Raw genomic sequence first — 21,068 nt, forward strand, 5'->3', positions numbered from 1 at the left:
AACCGTTAACGCTAACATACTGGTCATCATTCGCTTGCGCAAGGGAAATGTTTGGCGCTAACAAGAGGTGAACCTTGAGGAACTGCCCTTGTCCCGCCCCATCGAAACCCGCCGCCCCTTGACCCTGCGCGATGTCTCCGAAGCCTCCGGCGTCTCCGAGATGACCGTGAGCCGCGTGCTGCGCAATCGCGGCGATGTCTCTGATGCGACACGCGAAAAGGTCCTGCAAGCCGCGAAGGCGCTTGGCTACGTGCCCAACAAGATCGCCGGCGCGCTCGCCTCGCAGCGGGTGAACCTCGTGGCCGTGATCATCCCGTCGCTGTCGAACCTCGTCTTCCCGAAAGTCCTGTCGAGCGTATCCGACGAGCTTGAGGATACCGGGCTGCAGCCGGTCGTGGGCGTGACGAATTACTCGCCCGAGAAGGAAGAGCAGGTTCTCTATGAGATGCTCTCGTGGCGCCCCTCGGGGGTGATCATCGCGGGGGTCGAACACACGCCCGCCTCTCGCGCGATGCTGCAGAACGCGGGCATTCCGGTGGTCGAGATCATGGATGTCGATGGTGAGGGGATCGACTCGGTCGTCGGTATCTCGCATCGCCGCGCCGGGCTGCACATGGCCGAGGCAATCATCGCCGCGGGCTATCGCAAGATCGGGTTCCTCGGGACGAAAATGCCCGAGGATCACCGGGCGCGCAAACGGCTCGAAGGGTTCAAGGAAGGGCTCGCCAAGGCAGGGATCGAACTGGCCGATACCGAGTTCTACGGCGGGGGATCGGCACTCGCGAAGGGCCGCGAGATGACGGAGACGATGCTAAAGCGCTCGCCCGATCTCGATTTTCTTTATTATTCGAACGACATGATCGGCGCCGGCGGTCTGCTTTGGTGCCTCGATCACGGGATCGACGTGCCGGGAAAGATGGGTCTGGCCGGGTTCAACGGGCTCGAACTGCTCGACGGTCTGTCGGTGCGGCTCGCCACGATGAATGCCTGCCGGGCCGAGATCGGGTGCAAGGCGGCGCAGATCATTTCGGGTCGCTCGCAAAGCGGGATGATCGGCGGCGAGGTGATCGAGCTGGAGCCGACCCTCGATCCCGGCGACACGATCCGTAAAGTCTGATCAGTCGAGGCGGCAGCATCCGGTCAGCGCGCGACGACCTGCGGATGTCTTCAGGAAGAGATCGAGCCCGATCGCGTAAAGCGCATCGCTCATGCCATCGGAACACGTGCCGCCCTTGAACACCACGAAGCCCTCCGTGCCTTTTCCCGACAGTTTCATCCCCACCGTCTCGGCCTTTCCGTTTTGCGGAGCCCCTGACCATTCGACATCGAGGTTTTGCGCAGCCTCCCCCGCCATCTCGAACCGAAAGAGCCCCGGCGCGTAGCGCAGCGACCAGAACGGCTCCGTCCCGGAACAGGCGAGCGGCACCTGTTCGGTCCACCACGGCGGCATCGGAACGTCCTTGAGAAATCGCGCCGCAGCCCACCCCGTGCGTCCATCGACATTCAACCTCAGCCATTTTTCGTCCGCGGATGCGCCCGTTATCTCGATGCCTGTCGCTCCGGGGGACAATGTGCCTAGGACGGGCGCCGATGCGGTCGGCTCCGCCCGGAGATTGAGAACATCGTCGGCAGCGACGCCGGTGACCGCCGCGTAGTGGGGAAAGTCCTCTGCCAGAACGGATCCGGCAGAACTCATCGCAAGAGCCAGACCGAGGCCAATCGTTCGGATGGTATTCGCGGCCATAACAGCGCTCCTTTTCGAAACGAGCCTGCCTGAAAAGGCACTAACGCCGCGCCCCCCAGCTGATCGAGGCGTATTGACGCGTGTAGAATTCGCCCAGAAGGCCGATCATCAGGATCGCTAGCCCGACATAGAGCGGATATTCCCAGTTCGAGAAATGCGGATTGTAATTGATGAAGGTGAAGCCGCGCGCCTGATCGATCGTGTGGAACAGCGGGTTCCAGTTGAACAGGATCAGCATCTTGTGCGGCAGATTGTTCGCGAGAAACATCTTGCCCGAGGCGATCATGTTGGCACGGGTGTAGACCTGCTGGATCACGCCCACCACTTCGGGCGCCCAGGGCTTCGCCGCCAACAGCACAACCCCGACCGCGAGCCCCGTGAACCACGCCAGCAACACCATCCCGAAGGCACCGACCCAATCGTAGATCTCGATCGGCTTGAAGGCCGCATGGTAGATGTAGAGCACTGTCACCATCGACAGCACCTGGATGTAGAGCGCGCTCAGCGCCGCCGCGGAGATCGAGACCGCGGTGGTCATCGGCGCGTGTTTCATCATCGCCGAGGTCGGCCCCTCAGATCCGAAGACCGCGCCCAGGGTCTTGGTATGGGTCATGTAGAGGAAAATGCCGGTCATGATGTAGAGCAGGAAATCGCCGCGCACCGAGCTGGACCGCATCCCCAATATGCTGAACATGACGTAGAAAGAAATGACCAGCATCATCGTCTGGACCATGTTCAGCAGCAGGCCGATCAACGCATTGCCGTGGGTCTTGCGCAGATTGCGCACGGTCGCATGGTAGATCAACTCCAGCAGGCTGAAGGTCGTCCCGAGCTTGGTCGCTTTCGTCTCCGGTCTGAACATGTTCCTGCCGATTCGGGCGCGTTGCGGCCCAAGCTAGGTCGGATTGCTTGCTCAACCCTTGTCGCCGCATCATAAGGGGGGAGTTGGAGCATAGCAATTGGGCCTTAACAAGGCCGGGAGAGGCGTGACGATGGATTTCGAACATCTGATGCGAGTGATGCGGCGACTGGCGCTCGAGGCAGGCGACAAGATCATGGAGATCTACGACTCGCCGGATTTCGAGGTGAAGTCGAAGTCGGACAACTCGCCGGTGACCGAAGCCGACGAGGCCGCCGACGCGCTGATCTCCGCCGGGCTGCGCGCCGAATTTCCCGACGTGCCGCTCGTCACCGAGGAGCAGGCCGCGAGCCATTCGCAGGAGGTGTCGACCTTCCTCATCGTCGATCCGCTCGACGGCACGAAGGAATTCGTGAAGCGCCGCGGCGATTTCACCGTCAACATCGCCTATGTCGAGAATGGCAAGCCGGTGCGTGGCGTGGTCTATGCGCCCGCCAAGGGGCGGCTGTTCTACACACTGGCCGAGGGCCGCGCGGTCGAAGAAGACGGCCCCTTCGACAAGGAGCGCCCCGGCAAGCAGCAGCCGATCACGGTTTCGATGCCCGACAATCGCGGTCTGATGGTGGTTGCGTCGAAATCGCATCGCGATCAGGCGACCGACGAATACATCGGCAAATACGCGGTGAAGGATATGGCCTCGGCCGGGTCGTCGCTGAAATTCTGCCTTGTCGCGACGGGCGAGGCAGACCTCTATCCACGTCTGGGCCGCACGATGGAATGGGACACGGCGGCAGGTGACGCGGTTCTGCGCGGCGCAGGCGGCGAGATGATCCGCTTCGAAGATCATGCGCCCTTCACCTATGGCAAGCCTGGCTTCGAGAACCCGTTCTTCATCGCCTACGCTCCCGGCGTTCTGCTGGTGAAGTGATGTCTGTCCTCATCGTCATTCCGGCGCGCTACGCGTCGAGCCGTTATCCCGGCAAGCCCCTGGTCGAACTGACCGGCGCCACGGGCGAGAAAAAGACCCTGATCCAGCGCAGCTGGGAGGCGGCGACGCAGGTCGGCGGCGTCGACCGGGTCGTGGTGGCCACCGATGACGCCCGTATCAGCGACGCCTGCCAGGCCTTCGGCGCGGAGGTGGTGATGACCTCGGAGAGCTGCCGCAACGGGACCGAGCGCTGCGCCGAAGCTGCCGCAACGCTTGGCGGTGACTACGATATCGTGGTGAACCTGCAAGGCGACGCGCCGCTGACTCCCGCCTGGTTCATCGAAGACCTCGTGACGGGGTTGCGCGCCAATGACTGGGCCGAACTCGCGACCCCGGTGCTGCGCTGCGAGGGCGCAATGCTGAAAAGCCTGCTGGAAGATCGCCAGAACGGGCGGGTGGGCGGCACCACGGCGGTGTTCGGCGCAGGCAATCGCGGGCTCTATTTCTCGAAAGAGGTCATTCCTTTCACCTCCGAGAGCTACGCGGACGAAGCCCCGACGCCGGTGTTCCACCATGTGGGCGTCTATGCTTACCGACCGGACACGCTGGCGGCCTATGCAGGCTGGCCGATCGGGCCTCTGGAGACGCTCGAAGGGCTGGAGCAATTGCGTTTCCTAGAGAACGGGCGTGCAGTGCTCTGCACAGAAGTCGAGGCGCGCGGACGGCAATTCTGGGAACTCAACAATCCATCAGACGTGGCCCGGATAGAATCCATGATGCAGCAGATGCAGCTCCCCTGACTGCGGCGATTTATCGCCGAACACGCGTAAACCGCGAATTTTCACGGCGTTGAACGAAACAATTTTCGCGTTTGCAGCATTTCTTCCTTTTGGAGTGCTCAACGCGAAAACCGGTCCCTTGTTGGATTGAGGCTTTGGGGACACAATAAACCAACTTCTGACGATTTGATCGTAGCAACCCTATAGGTGACGAATGAAAAGCAAGGTGACGAAGGCGATCTTCCCGGTGGCCGGCCTCGGAACCCGCTTCCTGCCCGCGACGAAGTCGATCCCGAAAGAGATCCTCACGCTGGTGGACCGCCCGCTTATCCAATACGCCATCGACGAGGCGCGCGCGGCCGGTATCGAGGAATTCATCTTCGTCACCTCGCGCGGCAAATCTGCGCTCGAGGATTACTTCGACAACGCCCCCGAGCTCGAAAGCGCGCTCTCGCAGAAGGGCAAGACCGAGATTCTCGACGAGTTGAAGAAGACCAACATGGATAGCGGCGCGATTGCCTATGTCCGCCAGAACCAGCCGCTGGGTCTGGGCCATGCGGTCTGGTGCGCGCGCCGTCTGGTGCATGACGAAGCCTTCGCCGTGATCCTGACCGACGACGTCATCGCCGCCGACAAGCCCTGTCTGCAGCAGATGATGGAAGCCTATAACGAGACCGGCGGGAACTATGTCGCGGCGATGGAAGTCCCCGCCGACAAGACCGCCTCCTACGGTGTTCTGGATGTGGGCCCGGGCGACGGTCCGCGCCTGCCCGTCAATGGCATGGTCGAGAAGCCCAAGCCCGAAGATGCGCCCTCGAACCTCGCGGTGATCGGTCGTTACATCCTGACCCCGCGGATCATGTGGAACCTCGATGCGCGCAAGGCGGGAGCCGGTGGAGAGATTCAGCTGACCGACGCCATCGCGCAGGAAATCCACGGCGGCAACTCGGTCTACGCCTATCGCTTCGACGGCCAACGTTACGATTGCGGATCGAAAGCGGGCTTCCTGCAGGCAACGGTGGCCTTCGGCCTCCAGCGCCCGGATCTGAAGGACGAGTTCGGCGAGTATCTCTCCGATCTCTCCGCGATGCGGCAGGCTGCCGAGTAAGCGATGAAGCATGTGTTGGTGACGGGCGGTGCGGGCTATATCGGCTCGCACGCCTGCAAGGCGCTGGCCGCGGCGGGCTACGTCCCGGTCTGTTTCGACAATTTCTCGACCGGCTGGAAAGAAGCGGTGAAATTCGGCCCCGTCGAGGAGGGCGATCTGGCCGATCGTGCCCGGCTCGACGAAGTGTTCGCCAAGTATCAGCCCATCGCTGTAATGCATTTCGCGGCGCTCAGCCTCGTCGGCGAGTCGATGAAAGATCCGGCGAAATATTGGCGCACCAACGTGAATTGCGCGCTGAACCTGATCGAGGCGGCCGTCGATGCAGACTGCCGCAACTTCGTCTTCTCCTCGACCTGTGCGACCTACGGCGATCAGGACGGGGTGGTGCTGGATGAGAACACAGAACAGCGCCCGATCAACGCCTATGGCGGATCGAAACGCGCCATCGAAGACATGCTGCGCGATTTCGACGCGAGCCACGGGATGAACTCCGTGATCTTTCGCTATTTCAACGTGGCGGGCGCCGATCCCGACGCAGAAGTCGGCGAGCAGCACATCCCCGAGACGCATCTGATCCCGCTGATGCTCGACGCGATCGCGGGCAAACGCCCGGCGCTGACCGTGTTCGGCTCGGATTACGCGACGCGCGACGGCACTTGCATCCGCGATTACGTGCATGTCTCCGATCTGGTCGATGCGCATGTGCTGGGTCTGAAATGGCTCGAGGATGGCAAACCCTCGCGGGTCTTCTGCCTCGGCTCTGGCAACGGGTTCTCGGTGCGCGAAGTGATCGACGCCTCGCGCGCGGTAACCAATCGCGATGTTCCGATCGTCGAGGGGGACCGTCGACCGGGCGATGCGGCGTCGCTTGTGTCGGGCTCGAAACGGGCGACCGAGGAACTTGGCTGGCAGCCGAAGCGGTCGGACCTGTCCACCATGATTTCCGATGCATGGCGTTGGCATCAGGCGAAAGAGTATGAATACTGACCCCGAGGCAGGGTCAGGAGTATGGATGCCATCGCGCCATGAGCTTTGGGAGAGCTACAGGCTGCGCCTCAAGCGCAAGCACTTCCTGTGGCGCGCCCTGCGCAAGCGGCATCAGCTCGACAGCGTCACCAACCGCACCGGCAAGATAAGGCCCTGTGCGATCCTCGCCTTCGCGGTCATGCGCAACGAGGCGCGGCGGCTGCCCTTTTTCCTCAAGCATTACCGCAAGCTGGGCGTCGATCACTTCCTGATCGTCGATAATGGCAGCACGGATGACACCGCCGCGCTGCTGGCGGAAGCGCGCGACGTCTCGCTGTGGCAGACGGCGGGCAGCTACCGGGCCTCGCGTTTCGGGCTCGATTGGGTGACATGGCTGATGCTGCGCTACGGACACGATCGCTGGTGCCTGACCGTCGATGCGGATGAGCTGCTGATCTACCCCTATCACGACAGCCGCCCCCTGCCCGCGCTGACCGACTGGCTCGACCGGTCCGAGCAGCGCTGTTTCCCGGCGATGATGCTCGACCTCTACCCGAAGGGGCCGCTGGGCGCGCAGCGCTATGAGGCGGGGCAGGACCCGCGCAAGATCCTGAGCTGGTTCGATGCCGGGAATTACATGATGACCCGGCAGGACCGGACCGACGCGCTGTGGATTCAGGGCGGACCCCGGGCACGGGCGTTTTTTGCCCACAACCCCCGGCAAGCGCCGACCCTGTCGAAAATCCCGTTGGTGCGGTGGCATCGCCGGTGGGCCTATCTGAACTCGACCCATGCGCTGCTGCCCCGCCACCTGAACCAGACCTACGACACGGAGGGCGGCGAGGCGATTTCGGGGCTGCTGCTGCACACCAAGTTTCTCGACGAGATCGTGGACAAGTCGAAGGAGGAGAAATCGCGCGGCGAGCATTTCGGCCAGCCCGCGGAATTCGACCAGTATTACGACGCGCTGGCCGCCGATCCGGAACTCTGGACGCCGCATTCGACGCGGCTCGGCGACTGGCGACAACTGGAGGCGCAGGGGCTGATGTCGCGCGGCGGGTGGATGTAAATTTGTTGACTTGGGGGCAACAATACTGACGTGAGCGTGAAGCGCGGGCTTCTCAGTTGCAAGCAAACCGGGTAAGTATCGGAAGATATTGATAACCCGTTAAAAACTTGCCGATTTGAACCGGGCGACCTTTAACGATTTGAAAACTACGATACGAGCATCACGGGACCGAAGCGGCACGAAATGACCGCGACGTCGAAGAGGGACGGATATTGGGACTGAGAGAAATCGCCAGACTGCGCCGCAAGCGCAGAATTCGGCAGATTCGGGCTTTCCGGAAAAGCCGCGAACTCTCTCTCTATTCCGATCGCACCGGCGACATCCACCCCGAGGATATCCTCGTCTTCGTCACCGCCCGCAACGAACGCATCCGCCTGCCCTATTTCCTGCGCTATTACCGCGAGATGGGGGTCGGCCACTTCCTGTTTGTCGACAATGGCAGCGACGACGGCAGCGCCGAGTATCTCGCGCAGCAGGAGGATTGCTCGGTCTGGAGCACGGAGGCGTCTTACAAGGCGTCGAATTTCGGCATCGACTGGATGAACTGGCTGCTGCGCAAATACGGCACCGGGCATTGGACGCTGACGCTCGATCCGGACGAGTTCTTCGTCTACCCGTTCTGCGACACGCGGCCCATTCAGGCGCTGACCGACTGGCTCGACACCTATGGCATCCGGTCTTTCCCGGCGATGCTGCTCGATATGTATCCGAAAGGGCCGATCGACGCGCAGCCCTATCGCGAGGGGCAGAACCCGTTCGATCTGGCCTGCTGGTTCGATGCGGGCAATTACATGATCTCGCAGAACTCCGAGACCAATAATCTGTGGATCCAGGGCGGACCGCGGGCACGCATCTTTTTTCCCGACGCGCCGAAAAAAGCCCCCTCGCTCAACAAGATACCGCTCGTCAAATGGGAGCGCGGGAATGTCTATATCTCCTCGACCCATGCGCTGCTGCCGCGCGGCCTCAACCAGGTCTACGACACGATCGGCGGAGAGATGGTCTCGGGGTGCCTGCTGCATGCGAAGTTCCTCTCGCCGCTGACCGACAAGGTCGAGGAAGAGTTGGAGCGCAAACAGCATTACGCGGGTTCACGCGAATACCACGCCTATGCCCGCACGATCTCAAAAGAGCCCGATTTGTGGTGCAAATGGTCGGAGAAATATATCAACTGGCGCCAGCTCGAAATCCTCGGGCTGATGTCGAAGGGCAATTGGGCGTGAGGAAACAAGTCGCGTGACAGTCGGATTCATCATGATGTGCCACACCGCGCTCGACCGGGCCGCGCAGGTCGCGCGGTTCTGGTCGGAGGGCGGATCGCCCGTGGTGATCCATGTCGATGCCCGCGTCACCGCGCATGACTATAACGGCTTCAAGAAGATGCTCGCCGATCTGGAGAATGTCTCCTTCTCGCGGCGCTACAAATGCGAGTGGGGCACGTGGTCGCTGGTCGCCGCCAGCCAAGCTGCGGCCGAACAGATGCTGGCACTGCATGCCGACGTGCGCCACGTCTATCTGGCGTCGGGCTCCTGCCTGCCGCTGCGCCCGCTGCACGAGCTGACCGACTATCTCGACGCGCGGCCCTATACCGATTTCATCGAGAGTGTGACCACCACGGAAGTCGGCTGGACGGTTGGCGGGATCGACATCGAACGCTTCACGCTGCGCTTCCCCTTCTCGTGGAAAAAACAGCGGCGGATGTTCGACCGCTATGTCGAGTTCCAGCGCCGCGTAGGCTTCAAGCGACGCATTCCCGACGGGCTGGTGCCGCACTTGGGCAGCCAGTGGTGGTGCCTGACGCGCCAGACCCTGTCGGCCATTCTGGAAGACCCGGATCGCGCGCTTTACGACCGCTATTTCAAGCGCGTCTGGATCCCCGATGAGAGCTATTTCCAGACCCTCGCAAGGCTCTATTCCACCTCGATCGAGAGCCGCTCGCTGACGCTGACCAAGTTCGATTTTCAGGGAAAGCCGCACATCTTCTACGACGATCACCTGCAGCTTCTGCGGCGGTCGGACTGTTTCGTGGCGCGGAAAATCTGGCCCAAGGCGGACAAGCTCTATCGGACCTTCCTCGACAAAAGCCCCGGGCGGTCCGTCATGGCGGAGCCGAACCCGGCCAAGATCGACCGGCTGTTTTCCAAGTCGATCGAGCGGCGCACACGCGGGCGGCCCGGCCTCTACATGCAAAGCCGTTTTCCCAGAAAGGACCACGAGAACGGCAAGACCTCGGCACCCTATTCGATCTTCCACGGCTTCTCGGATCTCTTCGAGAATTTCGACGGTTGGCTCGCGAAATACGTGGGTGCCCGGGTTCACGGTCATCTCTTCGCCCCCGAACGCGCAGAGTTCGCGGGTGGCGAGCGGATGTTCAACGGTTGCCTGACCGACGACGCGGCGCTGCGCGATTACAACCCGCGTGCCTTCCTGACGAACTTGATCTGGAACTCGCGCGGGGAACGGCAATGCTACATGTTCTCGCCGCGCGACAATCAGGCGAATAACTGGTTCACCGCGACCGATCCGAATGCGCAAATCTCGGTCATCACCGGGGCCTGGGCCCTGCCGCTGTCGCGCCGCAACGAGAATTTCACGACGATCCGGCGCGAGGCCGCGATGCTGCAAAAGCGCGAGCTGGAGCATCTGGATATTCTCCGCTCGATGTATGTGAAGGCGCGGGTGCGGATCTGGACCGTCGCGGATTTCATCGAGAACCCGATGGAGCCCCTGCAGACCATCATCGACGAGATCAGCCCCCGCGCCACGCGCCGCCTGACCGAAGCGCCGCAGATGGTCGATCTGTCGGGGTTCAACCAATTCCTGCAAAATCTCAAGAACCAGGGGATGCAGCCACTCGTGATGGGGGATTTCCCGCTCGAGCAAAGCGGGCAGCGCGACGCCGTCCGCCGGGGCCGCCCCTATCTGGTGAAATAACCCATGCCCAAGTTTGAGAGTTTCGTCGTCTTCGCCGAGATGCGCACCGGCTCCAACCTCGTGGAAGCCGCGCTGAACGATCTGGACGGCGTGAGGTGCCATGGTGAGGCGTTCAACCCGGCGCTGATCGGGTACCCGAACCGCAAGGAGCTGGTGGGAGTCACCAAGGCGCAGCGCGACGACAATCCTCTGGTGCTGTGGAATGCGATCAAGTCTCAGGATGGGCTGAACGGCTGCCGCTATTTCCACGATCATGACCCGCGGATGCTGGCGGTCTTCGTGAACGATCCGAAATGCGCGAAGATCGTGCTGACCCGTAACCCGATCGAAAGCTATGTCAGCCTGATGATCGCGCGCGCGACGGGCCAATGGAAGCTGGGCGATGCGAAACACCGCAAGGCCACGAAAGCGCGCTTCGATGCGGAGGAATTCGAGGCGCATCTTGAAGGGCTGCAGGATTTTCAGGTGACGTTACTGAACGCTCTGCAACGCTCGGGACAGACAGCCTTCTATATCGATTATGAAGATGCACAGTCCGTCGAAGTGCTTAACGGTCTGGCGAATTGGCTGGGCGTCTCGGGGCGGCTGAAACAGTTGCCCGAGAACCTCAAGGTGCAGAACCCGGAGCCGCTGGAGGCAAAGGTCGCAAATTTCCCGGGGATGGAGGCGTCGCTGGCGCGACTCGACCGATTCAACCTGTCGAAGACCCCGAATTTCGAGCCCCGGCGCGGTCCCGGCGTGCCCGGTTTCATCGCGAGCGAGGCGGGGCTGCTTTATATGCCGCTCCGGCCCGCGATGGATGCGCCGATCCGCGACTGGCTGGCCGCGACCGGCGATCTGGTCGAAGGGTTCAGCCAGAAAACCCTGCGCCAGTGGAAACGCCGCCATCCCGGCCATCGCAGCTTCACCGTGCTACGCCATCCCCTGATGCGCGCGCATCTGGCGTTCAATGCCGTGCTGAACTGGGACACTATGGACGAGACGCGCGCCGTTCTGCGCGAAAGCTACAAGCTGCCAATCCCGAAGGAAGGGCAGAGCATCGCGCAAGACGACTACGCCGAGGCGCTGATCGCTTTCTTGGGCTGGCTCAAATCCAATCTCGCGAACCAGACGAGCCTTCCGGTGAACACGCTCTGGGCCACGCAATCCGCGGCGCTTCAGGGCATCGGCCAGTTCGCGCTTCCCGACCTGCTGGTGCGCGAAGAACGGATGGCCGAGGACTTCGCCTATCTCGCCAGCATGGCCGGGGTGGAGGCGCCTACGTTCGCGCCCGGAGAGACCGACACCGCGGCGATCAAGCTCGCTGATATCTGGACGCCCGATCTCGAGGCCGCCGCGCGCGAGACCTATACGCGCGACATGATGCAGTTCGGCTTCGGAAACTGGCGAGACTGATCTTGGGCCATGGAAAAAGCGCGCCGGGAGGACCGACGCGCTTTTTCGATTTTCATTCGAGAGCGATTCAGGCCGCCTGACGGCTTTGCGCTTCCGTCAGCACTGCGTGCAGCGTAGAGGGATCGGTATTCGCCCGCAGCTTCTCGCAGGTTTCCGGATCGCGCATCGTGCGCGACACGAGGGCCAGCGCCTTGAGATGCTCGACGCCGGAATCCTTCGGCGCGAACAGCGCGAAAACCAGATCGACCGGCAGCCGGTCCACCGCGTCGAAATCGAGCGGCTTTTCCAGACGCAGGAAGACACCCACGACCTCGCTCAGCCCGTCGAGCCGCGCATGCGGAAGCGCAACACCATGGCCGACGCCGGTCGGTCCGAGGCTCTCACGCTCCTGCAGCGCATCGACGGTTTCCGAGGCGTCGATCTTGTAGCACGCCGCCGCGATGTCACCGAGATCCTGAAACAGGCGTTTCTTGCTCGTGACATTCGACAGCACTTTGACCGCGCCAGGCACGAGAAGTTTAGATAGGTCCATGAACTCGTCTACTCCGCGCCCGTTCCGGGCCGCTCATTTGCTGTTGCGCGGGTCGATCCAGCCGACATTGCCGTCTTCACGCCGATGAACGACGTTGACCCCGCCATGTTTCTCGTTGCGGAAGACGAGTAGCGACGCGTCGGACAGCTCCATCTGCATGACCGCTTCACCGACCGAGAGCGTGGGAACCTTGGTTTCCATCTCGGCTACGATCATCGGAGCGCCTTCGCGCGTCTCGCCGGTATCGTCATCCTCTTCCGAGGCGAGCACATATAGACCTGCAGCTTCGAATTCAACTGGTTCGGCACGGTCGCGGTGATGATCTTTCAATCTGCGTTTGTGGCGCCGCAGTTGCTTGTCCATCTTTTCGCGGGCCGCATCGAAGGCCGCGTAGATTTCGGTGGCATGCCCCTTGGCCGAGGCGGTCAGCCCGGTCGACAGGTGCACCGTCGCTTCGCAGATATATTCATGCGCATCGCGCGAGAAGGTGATCTGCGCGTCGGTGGGACGCTGCATGTATTTCTCGGCGACTTCGCCCAGCTCCGACTTGACGTGAGATTGCAGGGCCTCTCCGACATCGATTTGTTTGCCGGTGATTTGGTAACGCATGGATTTCCTCCTTCACGCATTGGGCCAGTGACCCCAGCCTTGGGGCTGAGGTGTTTCGGGCCGGTTAATCTCTTGAAAAGTCGCGTCGAGTCTGAATTCGCCCGGGCCCTCTTTCGGGGACCTTTCGCGCGCCGGACCCCTCTCGGGGGCCGCAAGCGCGCCCGGGGAGTGGGGGCGAACATCACGCATCTCTTATGTATTTGGGGATGGATCGCAGGGGGTGTCAACGGGTGACCCTCGCTGCGGTGCAAAACTGCCGAGGGTCGGAGCCGCTTGGGCGATCCGTAGAGCATGCTCAGAGGATGCGGAAATGCTGCCCGAGATAGACGCGGCGCACGTTTTCGTCCTGCACAACCTCTTCTGCGGTGCCCGACATCAGCACCGTCCCGTCATGAAGGATGTAGGCCCGATCCACGATCTCGAGCGTTTCGCGGACGTTGTGATCCGTGATCAAAACCCCGATACCGCGATCCTTGAGCTGACCGACGAGGGCGCGAATCTCCGACACCGCGATCGGATCGACGCCCGCGAAAGGCTCGTCGAGCAACAGATATTTCGGATCGGCGGCCAGACAGCGCGCGATTTCGCAGCGACGGCGTTCACCGCCCGACAGCGCCAGCGCGGGCGCGTGTCGCAGGTGGCCGATCGAGAAATCGCCCAGCAGCTCCTCCAGACGTTCCCGCCGCGTGTGCGGGTCCGGCACGGCGACCTCGAGAACCGCCATGATGTTCTCTTCGACCGAAAGCCCGCGGAAAATCGAGGCTTCCTGCGGCAGATAGCCGATCCCGAGCCGCGCGCGGCGATACATCGGCAGGCCCGTCACATCGCGTCCGTCGATGAGCACCTCGCCCGCATCGGGACGGATCAGCCCGGCGATATTGTAAAAACAGGTGGTTTTCCCGGAACCGTTGGGCCCCAAAAGCGCCACGACCTCGCCGCGCGACAGATCGAGCGAGACATCGCGAATCACGGGGCGGCGCTTGTAGCTCTTGCGCAGCCCGCGGATCTGCAAACCGCCGTGACCCGCGACCGGGGCCAACCCGGCGTCGCTCTTGGCGGCATCCTCGACCATCACTTGCTCCCGGCGGGCTTCAGAAGCGTGCGGACACGTCCATCCATCGTGCCCGTGCCGGTGCTCAGATCGACATTGAGCTTGTTGCCCGACATCACGTTGTTGCCTTGGGTCAGAAGAACCTTGCCCGTCATCACGACGGTGCCCGCCTTCACGTCGTACACGGCTTCCTCTGCCTCGGCGGCTTCGGTGGGCGACACCAGCGTGACACCGCCGGTCGCATGCAGCTTCGTGATCTCGGAGCGTTTGTCGCTGGCGTAGAACACCTCAAGCTCGGCCGCTTTCATATGCATATCGCCTTGGGTGACTTCCACATTGCCGGAGAACACCGCCTGGCCGCTTTGCTGATCGACGTTGAGCGAGTCGGCCGTGACCTCGACCGGGGCGGTCTTGTCGGCGCGCAGACCGCCGAAATTGACGCTTTGCGCCATCACGAGAACCGGGAACGAAACCACCATTGCGCAGGCGGTGAAAAAACGCGCTCGAAACATCCACACCCTCATTGTTGCGGCTGATATACCAGCTTCACACCCTGTTTGAAAACAAGATCGTGACCGCTGCCATCCGCCGTCGGGACGATCTGCATATAGCCCGCATCGAGCGTTCCGAAAGGGGATGTCCCGTGAATGGGGCCGGGCGAGGTCAGAACGCTGCTATCGGTCTGAAGTTCAATTTTCTCGGAATTCACCCGATAGCCGTCGGAGGTCTGCATCGCGACCTTCCCGGTCAGATCGATACGGTTCGAATTGGGCTGAAACAGACCCTCATTCGCGCTCAGATCGGTCACATGGCCATCGGGTGCGGTCAGCTTTGCCGCGACCTGATCGGCACTCGCGCCCTGATCCTGCGCGGGCTGGGTGCGCGCCATTGCTGCGGTCACCGAGAGCGTCGCGCCGGTATCGGTCACGCCGGAATATTCGGGCCGGGTGACCGCATTTTCGCGCGCGAGTTTCTCGACATCGACTTTGGCATAGGGGATCGCGGCGCTCGGATCGATCCGACGTGAAACGAGGAAGATCGTCGACAACAGCGCCAGCGCGAGCAGCGGCAGCACGATCTTCGCCCAGTTCACCAGTCGCGTATGGCTATTGTCGTACATCATTAGACGATCCCGGCCCTCAGGCAGTCGTGGATCTGCAAGAAGCCCACGGGTTTCTCATCTTCGACGACGAAAAGCGCGGTGATCTTGCGCTCGTTCATCTGCGCCACCGCAGCCTCGGCCAGTTGTCCCGGCGCGATGGTGCGCGGATTGGCGGTCATCACCTCGGAGACCTTGTGCTCCAGCAGCCCCTGCATATGGCGCCGCAAATCGCCATCGGTGACGATCCCGGTCAGACGGCCCGCCTCATCGGTGACGCCGACGACGCCGAAGCCCTTCTGGCTCATCATCAACAGCGCATCGGACATCGGCGTGTCTTCCGCGACAAGCGGCATATCGCGATGCATCAGGTCCGAGACTTTCGACAGGCGCGCGCCCAGCTTGCCGCCGGGATGGAACGTGCGGAAATGCTCGGCGGTGAATTCGCGGTGCTCCATCAGCGCGACGGCCAGCGCATCGCCCAGCGCGAGCGTCATCGTCGTCGAGGTCGTGGGCACCACGCCCGTCCCGCAGGCTTCCTCGGCCTTGGGCAGCACCAGCGCGAGATCCGATTGCCGCAGCAGGGTCGAGTCCGGGCGGCTCGCGACACCGATCAGCGGAATCTGAAAGCGCCGCGTATGGGCGATCAGGTCGGCCAGCTCCGGCGTCTCGCCAGAATTGGACAGCACCAGCGCCAGATCGTGCCGGGTGACCATGCCCAGATCGCCGTGGCTCGCCTCCGCCGGATGCACGAAATGCGCCGGTGTCCCGGTCGAGGCCAGCGTCGCCGCGATCTTGCGCCCTATATGGCCCGATTTCCCCATGCCGGAAACGATCACGCGCCCCTCGGTCTTGAGGATCATCGACACCGCGCGCGAAAACTCGCCATCGAGGCTCGCCGCCAAGGCTTCGAGCCCGGCGACCTCGATGCCGATCACGCGGCGGGCGATGTCGGAATAATCAGTGGTGGAAGATGTCATTGGGTTCATCCCAGCCCAGCAGATCGAGCTTCGCACGCGTCGGCAGGAAATCAAAACAGGCCTGCGCCAGCCCGATCCGGTTCTCGCGCTCCAGCCGCTTGACCAGTTCAGCCTTGATCTGGTGCAGGTAGAGCACGTCCGAGGCCGCATATTCCATCTGCGCGTCGGTCAGCTCCGCCGCGCCCCAGTCCGAGCTTTGCTGCTGCTTGGAAATGTCGACGCCGACAAGCTCCTGCACCAGCACCTTGAGCCCGTGGCGATCGGTGAAGGTCCGCACCATCTTCGAGGCGATCTTGGTGCAGAAGACCGGCTTCGTCTCAACCCCGAATGCGTTGTAGAGGGCCGCCACGTCGAAGCGCGCGAAGTGGAACAGCTTCTCCACCGACGGATCGGCCAGCATGCGGCACAGGTTCGGCGCTTCGGTCTGACCTTGGGCGATCTTCACCAGATGCGCGTCGCCATCGCCCGACGAAAGCTGCACGAGGCAGAGCCGGTCGCGGCGCGGGTCAAGGCCCATCGTTTCGGAGTCGATGGCCACGACGGGACCGAGATCGAGCCCGTCGGGAAGGTCGTTTTGATGCAGGTGGATTGCCACGGCGTATCCTTCTTTAACGTCTTGCCGGGCATATAAGCCTTTTGCCGCGTTCTTGCCAACGCGAGATGGCGAAAGGCAGCCGAGGTATGGCGCTTGCTTCGCCGATCAGCTCTCGCGTGACGGCATGGCGCCGCTCGACTCGTCGGGGTCTTCCAGCGGCTTCCAGGTAATCACGCGGTAGATGTAGAGCAGGACGAGGATCACGATCACGCCGGTCGAGACCGGGTTCACCCAGCTTGCGACTTCGCTGTACTGCTTTCCGAGCAGATAGCCCGCAACGGTCAGCAATGCCGTCCAGAGCGCGCTGCCCACCGTGGTGTAGGCGAGGAACGGCAGGAAGGGCATCCGCGACATGCCAGCCGGCACCGAGATCAGCGTGCGCGCGCCGGGCAGCATCCGCCCGAAGAACACCGCTGCCCAGCCGTGCTTGTCGAACCATTTCTTGGTCCGGGTAATGTCGCGGGGGGTGATGCCGATCCAGCGACCGTGGCGGCTCGAGAGGTGACACAGACGCTTGATCCCGATCTTCAGACCAATCCAGTACCAGAGAAGCGCCCCGATGACCGAGCCGATCGTCCCCGCGACGATCAAACCGATCAGCGAAAATTTCCCTTGCGCCGCCATGTACCCCGCGAGCGGCATGATCAGCTCCGACGGGATCGGAGGAAAAACGTTTTCCAGCAACATCAGCCCCGCGATGCCGAAATAGCCGAAGGACGCGATAACGCCGGTAATCCAGTTGAACATGTTGTCTCCTTTGGCGACGAAAACCGGAACGGCGCGTCTTGGTCGGGTGGGTTAAACTGAGGTATCTGTCCGCTTCATTCAGCGGCCTCGTGCGGAGCCTTTGTTTGGCGCCCGTCGCCGCGTTGTTTCAGGCGTAGCTGCCCCAACTCGGCGCCGCGCCCCCGGCGTTTGCCGTCTTCGCCGGTCAGGTAGGCGCGGGCTTCCTGCTCCAGCATCTCCTCCAGCCGCGACGCCAGTTCCCGACGCTTGCGAAAACTGCGCAGCTGCTCGGTCGACAGGCTTTGCGGCAAGAAGCGTTGATGCTCCCCGGCGTTATAAACGTCGAGAGAAAGTCGTCCGGCGACGAGGATATTGTCGCGACTGCTTTCCGCCAGAACGGTGAATACCACGGTTTCCATCTCTTTCGCGTCGTCAGGCAGGCTGGAGAATTCCAGTGCGACATCCACGAGATCTGAAATCCGGCCCAGATCCCGGTACTCCGCAGTGTTCAACGGGCCCTTGATCGACTCGTCGGGTTGGGAATCCCCGAAAGGAGCGAAGCCGCCGGAGTCGCTGGCGATCGAGTGATAGGTTTTCCCGTCGACCACGAGATCGGCGAGAAGCGCTTTCACGAAGATTGGCTCGGCACCCATATTGCCAAGCATCAGATGCCCGCGTTCATGGCCGCCCGCGACCCGGGTGAGCAGCAGTTTCGAGCGCCGTTCACGCCGAAAATTCTGCAGTAGAAGTTGCAGGTAGACCAGCCAGACGAACGCGGTGACGATCTGCACCGCGATGCTCACAACCTGATTATGGTCGACAAGCCACTCCATCTTCATCCTTCTGCATCGGTCGCACGTAGTGTTCTATCGGCAACGCGGCAGAGGGGCGTCCGGGTCCGGAAACCTGAAGAAATGAGGAGCGCAGGACCGGTTTTGCCTCGTCAGTCGGCAAGAACCAGCAGATCACGGCTCGCTACGCTGACCTCGGCTTCGGTGCCGACCTTGGGCGGCGGGTTGCCGGGGCGGTTGAACGTGTCGAGCGCGATGAGCTGCCCTTCCACTTCCATTTTTACCCGCAGGATCGAGCCGAGGAAATGCGTCTCGACGATCCGCCCGGTGAACACCGTGTCATTGCCCTCGCGGCGGCCCAAGGCCAGAACCTCGGGCCGTGCGGCCAGCGTCACCGGAGTCCCCTGCCCCATGGTGACCGGTTCGGAGAGGATCACCTCGGTATCGCCGACCCGCAATGCGCCCCGCGCGGGATCGGCCACCTCGGCCTCCAGCGCGTTCAGCGTGCCCACGAATTGCGCGACGAACCGGGTCTTCGGCTGATTGTAGATTTCGAAAGGCGCACCGATCTGCTCGGCGACGCCACCATTCATCACCACCACGCGATCCGAGATCGACAGCGCCTCTTCCTGATCGTGGGTGACGAAGATCGTCGTGATGCCCAGACGTCGCTGAATGTCGCGGATTTCCTCACGCAGGCTCACGCGGATCTTGGCATCGAGCGCGGAGAGCGGCTCGTCCAGCAGCAGCACGCGCGGCTGAATCGCGAGCGCCCGTGCGAGCGCCACACGCTGCTGTTGTCCGCCCGACAGCTGGAACGGGTAGCGATTGCCCAGATCGGGCAGGCCGATCAGCGACAGCATCTCGGCGACACGTGCCTTGATCTCAGCGCGCGGACGTTTCGCCACGCGCAGCCCGAAGCCCACGTTCTGCGCGACTGTCAGGTTGGGAAACAGCGCGTAGGCCTGGAACACCATACCGATATTGCGCTGGTTCGCCCCCATATGCGTCACGTCCTGCCCGCCGATGCGGATCGCACCGCCCGAGGGGGACTCGAAGCCTGCCACCATCCGCAGCACCGTCGTCTTGCCGCAGCCCGACGGGCCAAGGAGCGAGATGAATTCGCCCTCTTCGATGGAGAGGTTGAAATCCTTCACAACGCGGTTCGCGCCGAAGGATTTTTCCAGATGTTCGATCTCGAGAGAGGCCATGGGTTACCGCTTTGCGTTCGTATGTTTGGAAAACCGGGTGACGAGTTGAATGAGCCCCATGCAGATCCAGGTGATCGAGAAGGCGATCACCGCAAGCGCGGCGGGCTCGTAAGCCTTGTTCGCGCCGGTCAGCTGCATGTAGGGGCCGAAGGCCGGCCGGTTGAGGAGCGAGGCGAGGACGAACTCGCCGATGACGATGGCGAAGGTAATGAAGGCGCCCGAGAGCACCGCGACCAGCACGTTCGGCAGGATGACGCGGGCAAGGATCGTGCTCCATCCCGCGCCGAGGCTTTGCGCCGCCTCGGTCAGCGTACCGACATCGATGGTGCGCAGGCCGGTATCGACGGCGCGATACATGTAGGGCAGCGAGAGCGTGGCATAGCCCAGCATCAGCAGGACATTGGTGCCCGTCGTCGTGCCGGTCAGCGGCAGGATCGACGACGTGTTATAGAGCCGGATATAGCCGAAAACGATCACGATTGGCGGGATCACCAGCGGCAGCAGCGTGATGAACTCCACCACCGGGCGCCAATGCGGCAGGCGCAACCGCACCCAATAGGCGGTCGGCACCACGATCAGCGCCCCCACGAGGATCGTGAAGATCGCCATCACGACGGAGTAGCTGAAGGTCTCGCGGAATTGCGGATCGGCCAGCACCGAGCGGTAAGCGTCGAGCGAATACACCCCGCGCCGCGCCCGCAGCGAGAATTCCAGCGTACCGAGCAGCGGCAGGGCGAAATAGAGCGCCCCGAACGCCAGCGCGAGCCATGACCAGAGTTTCTTGGATTTCATCGCATCCACCTTTCCGAGCGTACGCGCAGCCAGACATAGGCGAGGTTGGCTAGGCCGGTGATGACGATCATCCCGAAGGCCAGCGCGTAGCCCAGATGCGGGTCCTGCAGCACATCGCCACGGATTTGCGCGTAAAGCATGATCGGCACGATCGACATCGACGAACCGGTGAGCGCATAGGCCGTCGCCACCGCACCGAAGCTATTGGCGAACAGCAGCGCCAGCGTACCGAGCAGCGAGGGCCAGAGGATCGGCAGCGCGACGATGCGCCAATACTGGAAGCCGGTCGCGCCGAGGATGCTCGCCGCCTCTTTCCATTCGCGCTTCAGACCGTCCAGCGCAGGGGTGATGATCAGCACCATCAGCGGGATTTGGAAGAACAGATAGGTGATCGTCAGACCGAAGAAGCTGAGCAGGTTGAAGCCGTGCGTGTAGATGTTGAAGCCGAACCACGACTTCAGCAGCACGGTCACGAGACCCAGACGCCCCAGCGTCGCGAGAAAGGCGAAGGCCAGCGGCACGCCCGCGAAGTTCGAGGCCACGCCCGAGAAGGTCATCACCGGACCGCGCAGCCATTTCGGCAGGCCGCCCAGCGTGACGGCCGCAGCGAGCGCGAACCCGATCAGGCAGCCTACAAGCGCAGTGGCGAGGCTGATCCTGATCGAAATCCAATAGCTCGCGAGGATCGTCGGTTGAAACAGGTTCACGAGGTTCGACAGCGTGAAACCCCCGTCACTCGTCCGGAACGCGCCCACCACGATATACATCGTCGGGGCGATCAGGAACAAAAGCGCGAAGAGCGTGAAGGGAACCATCCCCACCCAAGTCAGCGGCAGCTTGCGGCTTTGCATCGGGCCTCGCCTTACAGAAATTCCAATAAAGTCGCCCCGCGCGATCAAG

The 21,068-nt window shown here is 62.4% G+C and carries 23 protein-coding genes; 9 read left to right on the top strand and 14 right to left on the bottom strand.

The features are described from left to right. The first annotated feature begins 88 nt into the window (after nt 1–88). Nucleotides 89–1,117: a LacI family DNA-binding transcriptional regulator gene (locus B6V74_RS14515; protein WP_088723191.1), complete on the top strand. Its 1,029-nt coding sequence runs from the start codon at nt 89–91 to the stop codon at nt 1,115–1,117. On the opposite strand, the gene B6V74_RS14520 is transcribed toward B6V74_RS14515, so the two are convergent. Then, nucleotides 1,118–1,744, bottom strand: a complete 627-nt coding sequence (locus tag B6V74_RS14520; protein WP_088723192.1) for an SH3 domain-containing protein — start codon at nt 1,742–1,744, stop codon at nt 1,118–1,120. It lies immediately after the preceding gene. Between the two features lie 40 nt (nt 1,745–1,784). Next, the gene (locus B6V74_RS14525; RefSeq protein ID WP_075775195.1) at nt 1,785–2,606 is read right to left on the bottom strand and encodes an ABC transporter permease; all 822 of its coding nucleotides are present in this window, start codon (nt 2,604–2,606) and stop codon (nt 1,785–1,787) included. 130 nt (nt 2,607–2,736) lie between these two features. On the opposite strand from B6V74_RS14525, the gene cysQ reads away from it, so the two are divergent. From cysQ to B6V74_RS14565, 8 genes are all read left to right on the top strand, one after another. Next, nucleotides 2,737–3,531: a 3'(2'),5'-bisphosphate nucleotidase CysQ gene (cysQ, locus tag B6V74_RS14530; protein ID WP_075775194.1), complete on the top strand. Its 795-nt coding sequence runs from the start codon at nt 2,737–2,739 to the stop codon at nt 3,529–3,531. Then, nucleotides 3,531–4,331, top strand: a complete 801-nt coding sequence (gene kdsB, locus B6V74_RS14535; RefSeq protein WP_088723193.1) for a 3-deoxy-manno-octulosonate cytidylyltransferase — start codon at nt 3,531–3,533, stop codon at nt 4,329–4,331. Before cysQ ends, kdsB begins: the two co-directional genes overlap by 1 nt. Nucleotides 4,332–4,524: 193 nt before the next feature. Continuing rightward, nucleotides 4,525–5,418: a UTP--glucose-1-phosphate uridylyltransferase GalU gene (gene galU, locus B6V74_RS14540; RefSeq protein ID WP_075775192.1), complete on the top strand. Its 894-nt coding sequence runs from the start codon at nt 4,525–4,527 to the stop codon at nt 5,416–5,418. Nucleotides 5,419–5,421: 3 nt separating this feature from the next. Then, nucleotides 5,422–6,405 (top strand): UDP-glucose 4-epimerase GalE, encoded by a 984-nt coding sequence (gene galE, locus B6V74_RS14545; protein ID WP_088723194.1) that lies wholly within the window; start codon nt 5,422–5,424, stop codon nt 6,403–6,405. Between the two features lie 25 nt (nt 6,406–6,430). After that, nucleotides 6,431–7,453, top strand: a complete 1,023-nt coding sequence (locus tag B6V74_RS14550; RefSeq protein ID WP_088723195.1) for a glycosyltransferase family 2 protein — start codon at nt 6,431–6,433, stop codon at nt 7,451–7,453. A gap of 212 nt (nt 7,454–7,665) precedes the next feature. Beyond that, entirely contained in the window at nt 7,666–8,676 is a 1,011-nt protein-coding gene (locus B6V74_RS14555; protein ID WP_088723196.1) for a glycosyltransferase family 2 protein, read from the top strand. A 13-nt stretch (nt 8,677–8,689) separates the two neighbouring features. After that, nucleotides 8,690–10,387, top strand: a complete 1,698-nt coding sequence (locus B6V74_RS14560; RefSeq protein ID WP_075775188.1) for a beta-1,6-N-acetylglucosaminyltransferase — start codon at nt 8,690–8,692, stop codon at nt 10,385–10,387. Between the two features lie 3 nt (nt 10,388–10,390). Further along, complete coding sequence (locus B6V74_RS14565) at nt 10,391–11,782, top strand: nodulation protein NodH (RefSeq protein WP_088723197.1); 1,392 nt, start codon at nt 10,391–10,393, stop codon at nt 11,780–11,782. A 67-nt stretch (nt 11,783–11,849) separates the two neighbouring features. Here the strand turns inward: B6V74_RS14565 and B6V74_RS14570 are convergent, their stop codons facing one another. From B6V74_RS14570 to B6V74_RS14625, 12 genes are all read right to left on the bottom strand, one after another. After that, nucleotides 11,850–12,314: a PTS sugar transporter subunit IIA gene (locus B6V74_RS14570; RefSeq protein WP_075775186.1), complete on the bottom strand. Its 465-nt coding sequence runs from the start codon at nt 12,312–12,314 to the stop codon at nt 11,850–11,852. A 33-nt stretch (nt 12,315–12,347) separates the two neighbouring features. Next, on the bottom strand, nt 12,348–12,923 hold the full coding sequence (gene raiA, locus B6V74_RS14575; protein ID WP_075775185.1) for a ribosome-associated translation inhibitor RaiA: 576 nt from the start codon (nt 12,921–12,923) through the stop codon (nt 12,348–12,350). 295 nt (nt 12,924–13,218) lie between these two features. Beyond that, on the bottom strand, nt 13,219–13,995 hold the full coding sequence (gene lptB / locus B6V74_RS14580) for an LPS export ABC transporter ATP-binding protein (protein WP_075775184.1): 777 nt from the start codon (nt 13,993–13,995) through the stop codon (nt 13,219–13,221). Then, nucleotides 13,995–14,486 (bottom strand): lipopolysaccharide transport periplasmic protein LptA, encoded by a 492-nt coding sequence (gene lptA, locus B6V74_RS14585; protein WP_075775183.1) that lies wholly within the window; start codon nt 14,484–14,486, stop codon nt 13,995–13,997. Before lptA ends, lptB begins: the two co-directional genes overlap by 1 nt. A gap of 8 nt (nt 14,487–14,494) precedes the next feature. Next, the gene (gene lptC / locus B6V74_RS14590) at nt 14,495–15,097 is read right to left on the bottom strand and encodes an LPS export ABC transporter periplasmic protein LptC (RefSeq protein WP_141104918.1); all 603 of its coding nucleotides are present in this window, start codon (nt 15,095–15,097) and stop codon (nt 14,495–14,497) included. Continuing rightward, nucleotides 15,097–16,053: a KpsF/GutQ family sugar-phosphate isomerase gene (locus B6V74_RS14595; protein ID WP_088723198.1), complete on the bottom strand. Its 957-nt coding sequence runs from the start codon at nt 16,051–16,053 to the stop codon at nt 15,097–15,099. Before B6V74_RS14595 ends, lptC begins: the two co-directional genes overlap by 1 nt. Further along, nucleotides 16,034–16,648, bottom strand: coding sequence for a ribonuclease D (locus B6V74_RS14600; RefSeq protein WP_088723199.1), 615 nt, complete (start codon nt 16,646–16,648; stop codon nt 16,034–16,036). The genes B6V74_RS14595 and B6V74_RS14600 overlap by 20 nt, the downstream gene beginning before the upstream one ends. Before the next feature lie 105 nt (nt 16,649–16,753). After that, a complete protein-coding gene (locus B6V74_RS14605; RefSeq protein ID WP_088723200.1) occupies nt 16,754–17,395 on the bottom strand; it encodes a DedA family protein in 642 nt (213 codons plus the stop codon). Nucleotides 17,396–17,469: 74 nt separating this feature from the next. Next, complete coding sequence (locus B6V74_RS14610) at nt 17,470–18,207, bottom strand: hypothetical protein (protein WP_075775178.1); 738 nt, start codon at nt 18,205–18,207, stop codon at nt 17,470–17,472. A 110-nt stretch (nt 18,208–18,317) separates the two neighbouring features. After that, entirely contained in the window at nt 18,318–19,376 is a 1,059-nt protein-coding gene (locus B6V74_RS14615; protein WP_088723201.1) for an ABC transporter ATP-binding protein, read from the bottom strand. 3 nt (nt 19,377–19,379) lie between these two features. After that, nucleotides 19,380–20,168: an ABC transporter permease gene (locus B6V74_RS14620; RefSeq protein ID WP_075775176.1), complete on the bottom strand. Its 789-nt coding sequence runs from the start codon at nt 20,166–20,168 to the stop codon at nt 19,380–19,382. Then, nucleotides 20,165–21,019, bottom strand: coding sequence for an ABC transporter permease subunit (locus tag B6V74_RS14625; protein WP_075775175.1), 855 nt, complete (start codon nt 21,017–21,019; stop codon nt 20,165–20,167). The genes B6V74_RS14620 and B6V74_RS14625 overlap by 4 nt, the downstream gene beginning before the upstream one ends. Nucleotides 21,020–21,068: the final 49 nt, after the last annotated feature.

Source organism: Thioclava sp. F42-5, from assembly GCF_002213195.1.
Classification (GTDB): Bacteria; Pseudomonadota; Alphaproteobacteria; order Rhodobacterales; family Rhodobacteraceae; genus Thioclava; species Thioclava nitratireducens.

What these genes read in the sequence shown, in the direction of transcription:
- B6V74_RS14520 (WP_088723192.1), bottom strand. Translation starts at nt 1,744, where the DNA reads ATGGCCGCGAATACCATCCGAACGATTGGCCTCGGTCTGGCTCTTGCG.
- B6V74_RS14525 (WP_075775195.1), bottom strand. Translation starts at nt 2,606, where the DNA reads ATGTTCAGACCGGAGACGAAAGCGACCAAGCTCGGGACGACCTTCAGC.
- cysQ (WP_075775194.1), top strand. Translation starts at nt 2,737, where the DNA reads ATGGATTTCGAACATCTGATGCGAGTGATGCGGCGACTGGCGCTCGAG.
- kdsB (WP_088723193.1), top strand. Translation starts at nt 3,531, where the DNA reads ATGTCTGTCCTCATCGTCATTCCGGCGCGCTACGCGTCGAGCCGTTAT.
- galU (WP_075775192.1), top strand. Translation starts at nt 4,525, where the DNA reads ATGAAAAGCAAGGTGACGAAGGCGATCTTCCCGGTGGCCGGCCTCGGA.
- galE (WP_088723194.1), top strand. Translation starts at nt 5,422, where the DNA reads ATGAAGCATGTGTTGGTGACGGGCGGTGCGGGCTATATCGGCTCGCAC.
- B6V74_RS14550 (WP_088723195.1), top strand. Translation starts at nt 6,431, where the DNA reads ATGCCATCGCGCCATGAGCTTTGGGAGAGCTACAGGCTGCGCCTCAAG.
- B6V74_RS14565 (WP_088723197.1), top strand. Translation starts at nt 10,391, where the DNA reads ATGCCCAAGTTTGAGAGTTTCGTCGTCTTCGCCGAGATGCGCACCGGC.
- B6V74_RS14570 (WP_075775186.1), bottom strand. Translation starts at nt 12,314, where the DNA reads ATGGACCTATCTAAACTTCTCGTGCCTGGCGCGGTCAAAGTGCTGTCG.
- raiA (WP_075775185.1), bottom strand. Translation starts at nt 12,923, where the DNA reads ATGCGTTACCAAATCACCGGCAAACAAATCGATGTCGGAGAGGCCCTG.
- lptB (WP_075775184.1), bottom strand. Translation starts at nt 13,995, where the DNA reads ATGGTCGAGGATGCCGCCAAGAGCGACGCCGGGTTGGCCCCGGTCGCG.
- lptA (WP_075775183.1), bottom strand. Translation starts at nt 14,486, where the DNA reads ATGTTTCGAGCGCGTTTTTTCACCGCCTGCGCAATGGTGGTTTCGTTC.
- lptC (WP_141104918.1), bottom strand. Translation starts at nt 15,097, where the DNA reads ATGATGTACGACAATAGCCATACGCGACTGGTGAACTGGGCGAAGATC.
- B6V74_RS14595 (WP_088723198.1), bottom strand. Translation starts at nt 16,053, where the DNA reads ATGACATCTTCCACCACTGATTATTCCGACATCGCCCGCCGCGTGATC.
- B6V74_RS14605 (WP_088723200.1), bottom strand. Translation starts at nt 17,395, where the DNA reads ATGTTCAACTGGATTACCGGCGTTATCGCGTCCTTCGGCTATTTCGGC.
- B6V74_RS14610 (WP_075775178.1), bottom strand. Translation starts at nt 18,207, where the DNA reads ATGGAGTGGCTTGTCGACCATAATCAGGTTGTGAGCATCGCGGTGCAG.
- B6V74_RS14615 (WP_088723201.1), bottom strand. Translation starts at nt 19,376, where the DNA reads ATGGCCTCTCTCGAGATCGAACATCTGGAAAAATCCTTCGGCGCGAAC.
- B6V74_RS14620 (WP_075775176.1), bottom strand. Translation starts at nt 20,168, where the DNA reads ATGAAATCCAAGAAACTCTGGTCATGGCTCGCGCTGGCGTTCGGGGCG.
- B6V74_RS14625 (WP_075775175.1), bottom strand. Translation starts at nt 21,019, where the DNA reads ATGCAAAGCCGCAAGCTGCCGCTGACTTGGGTGGGGATGGTTCCCTTC.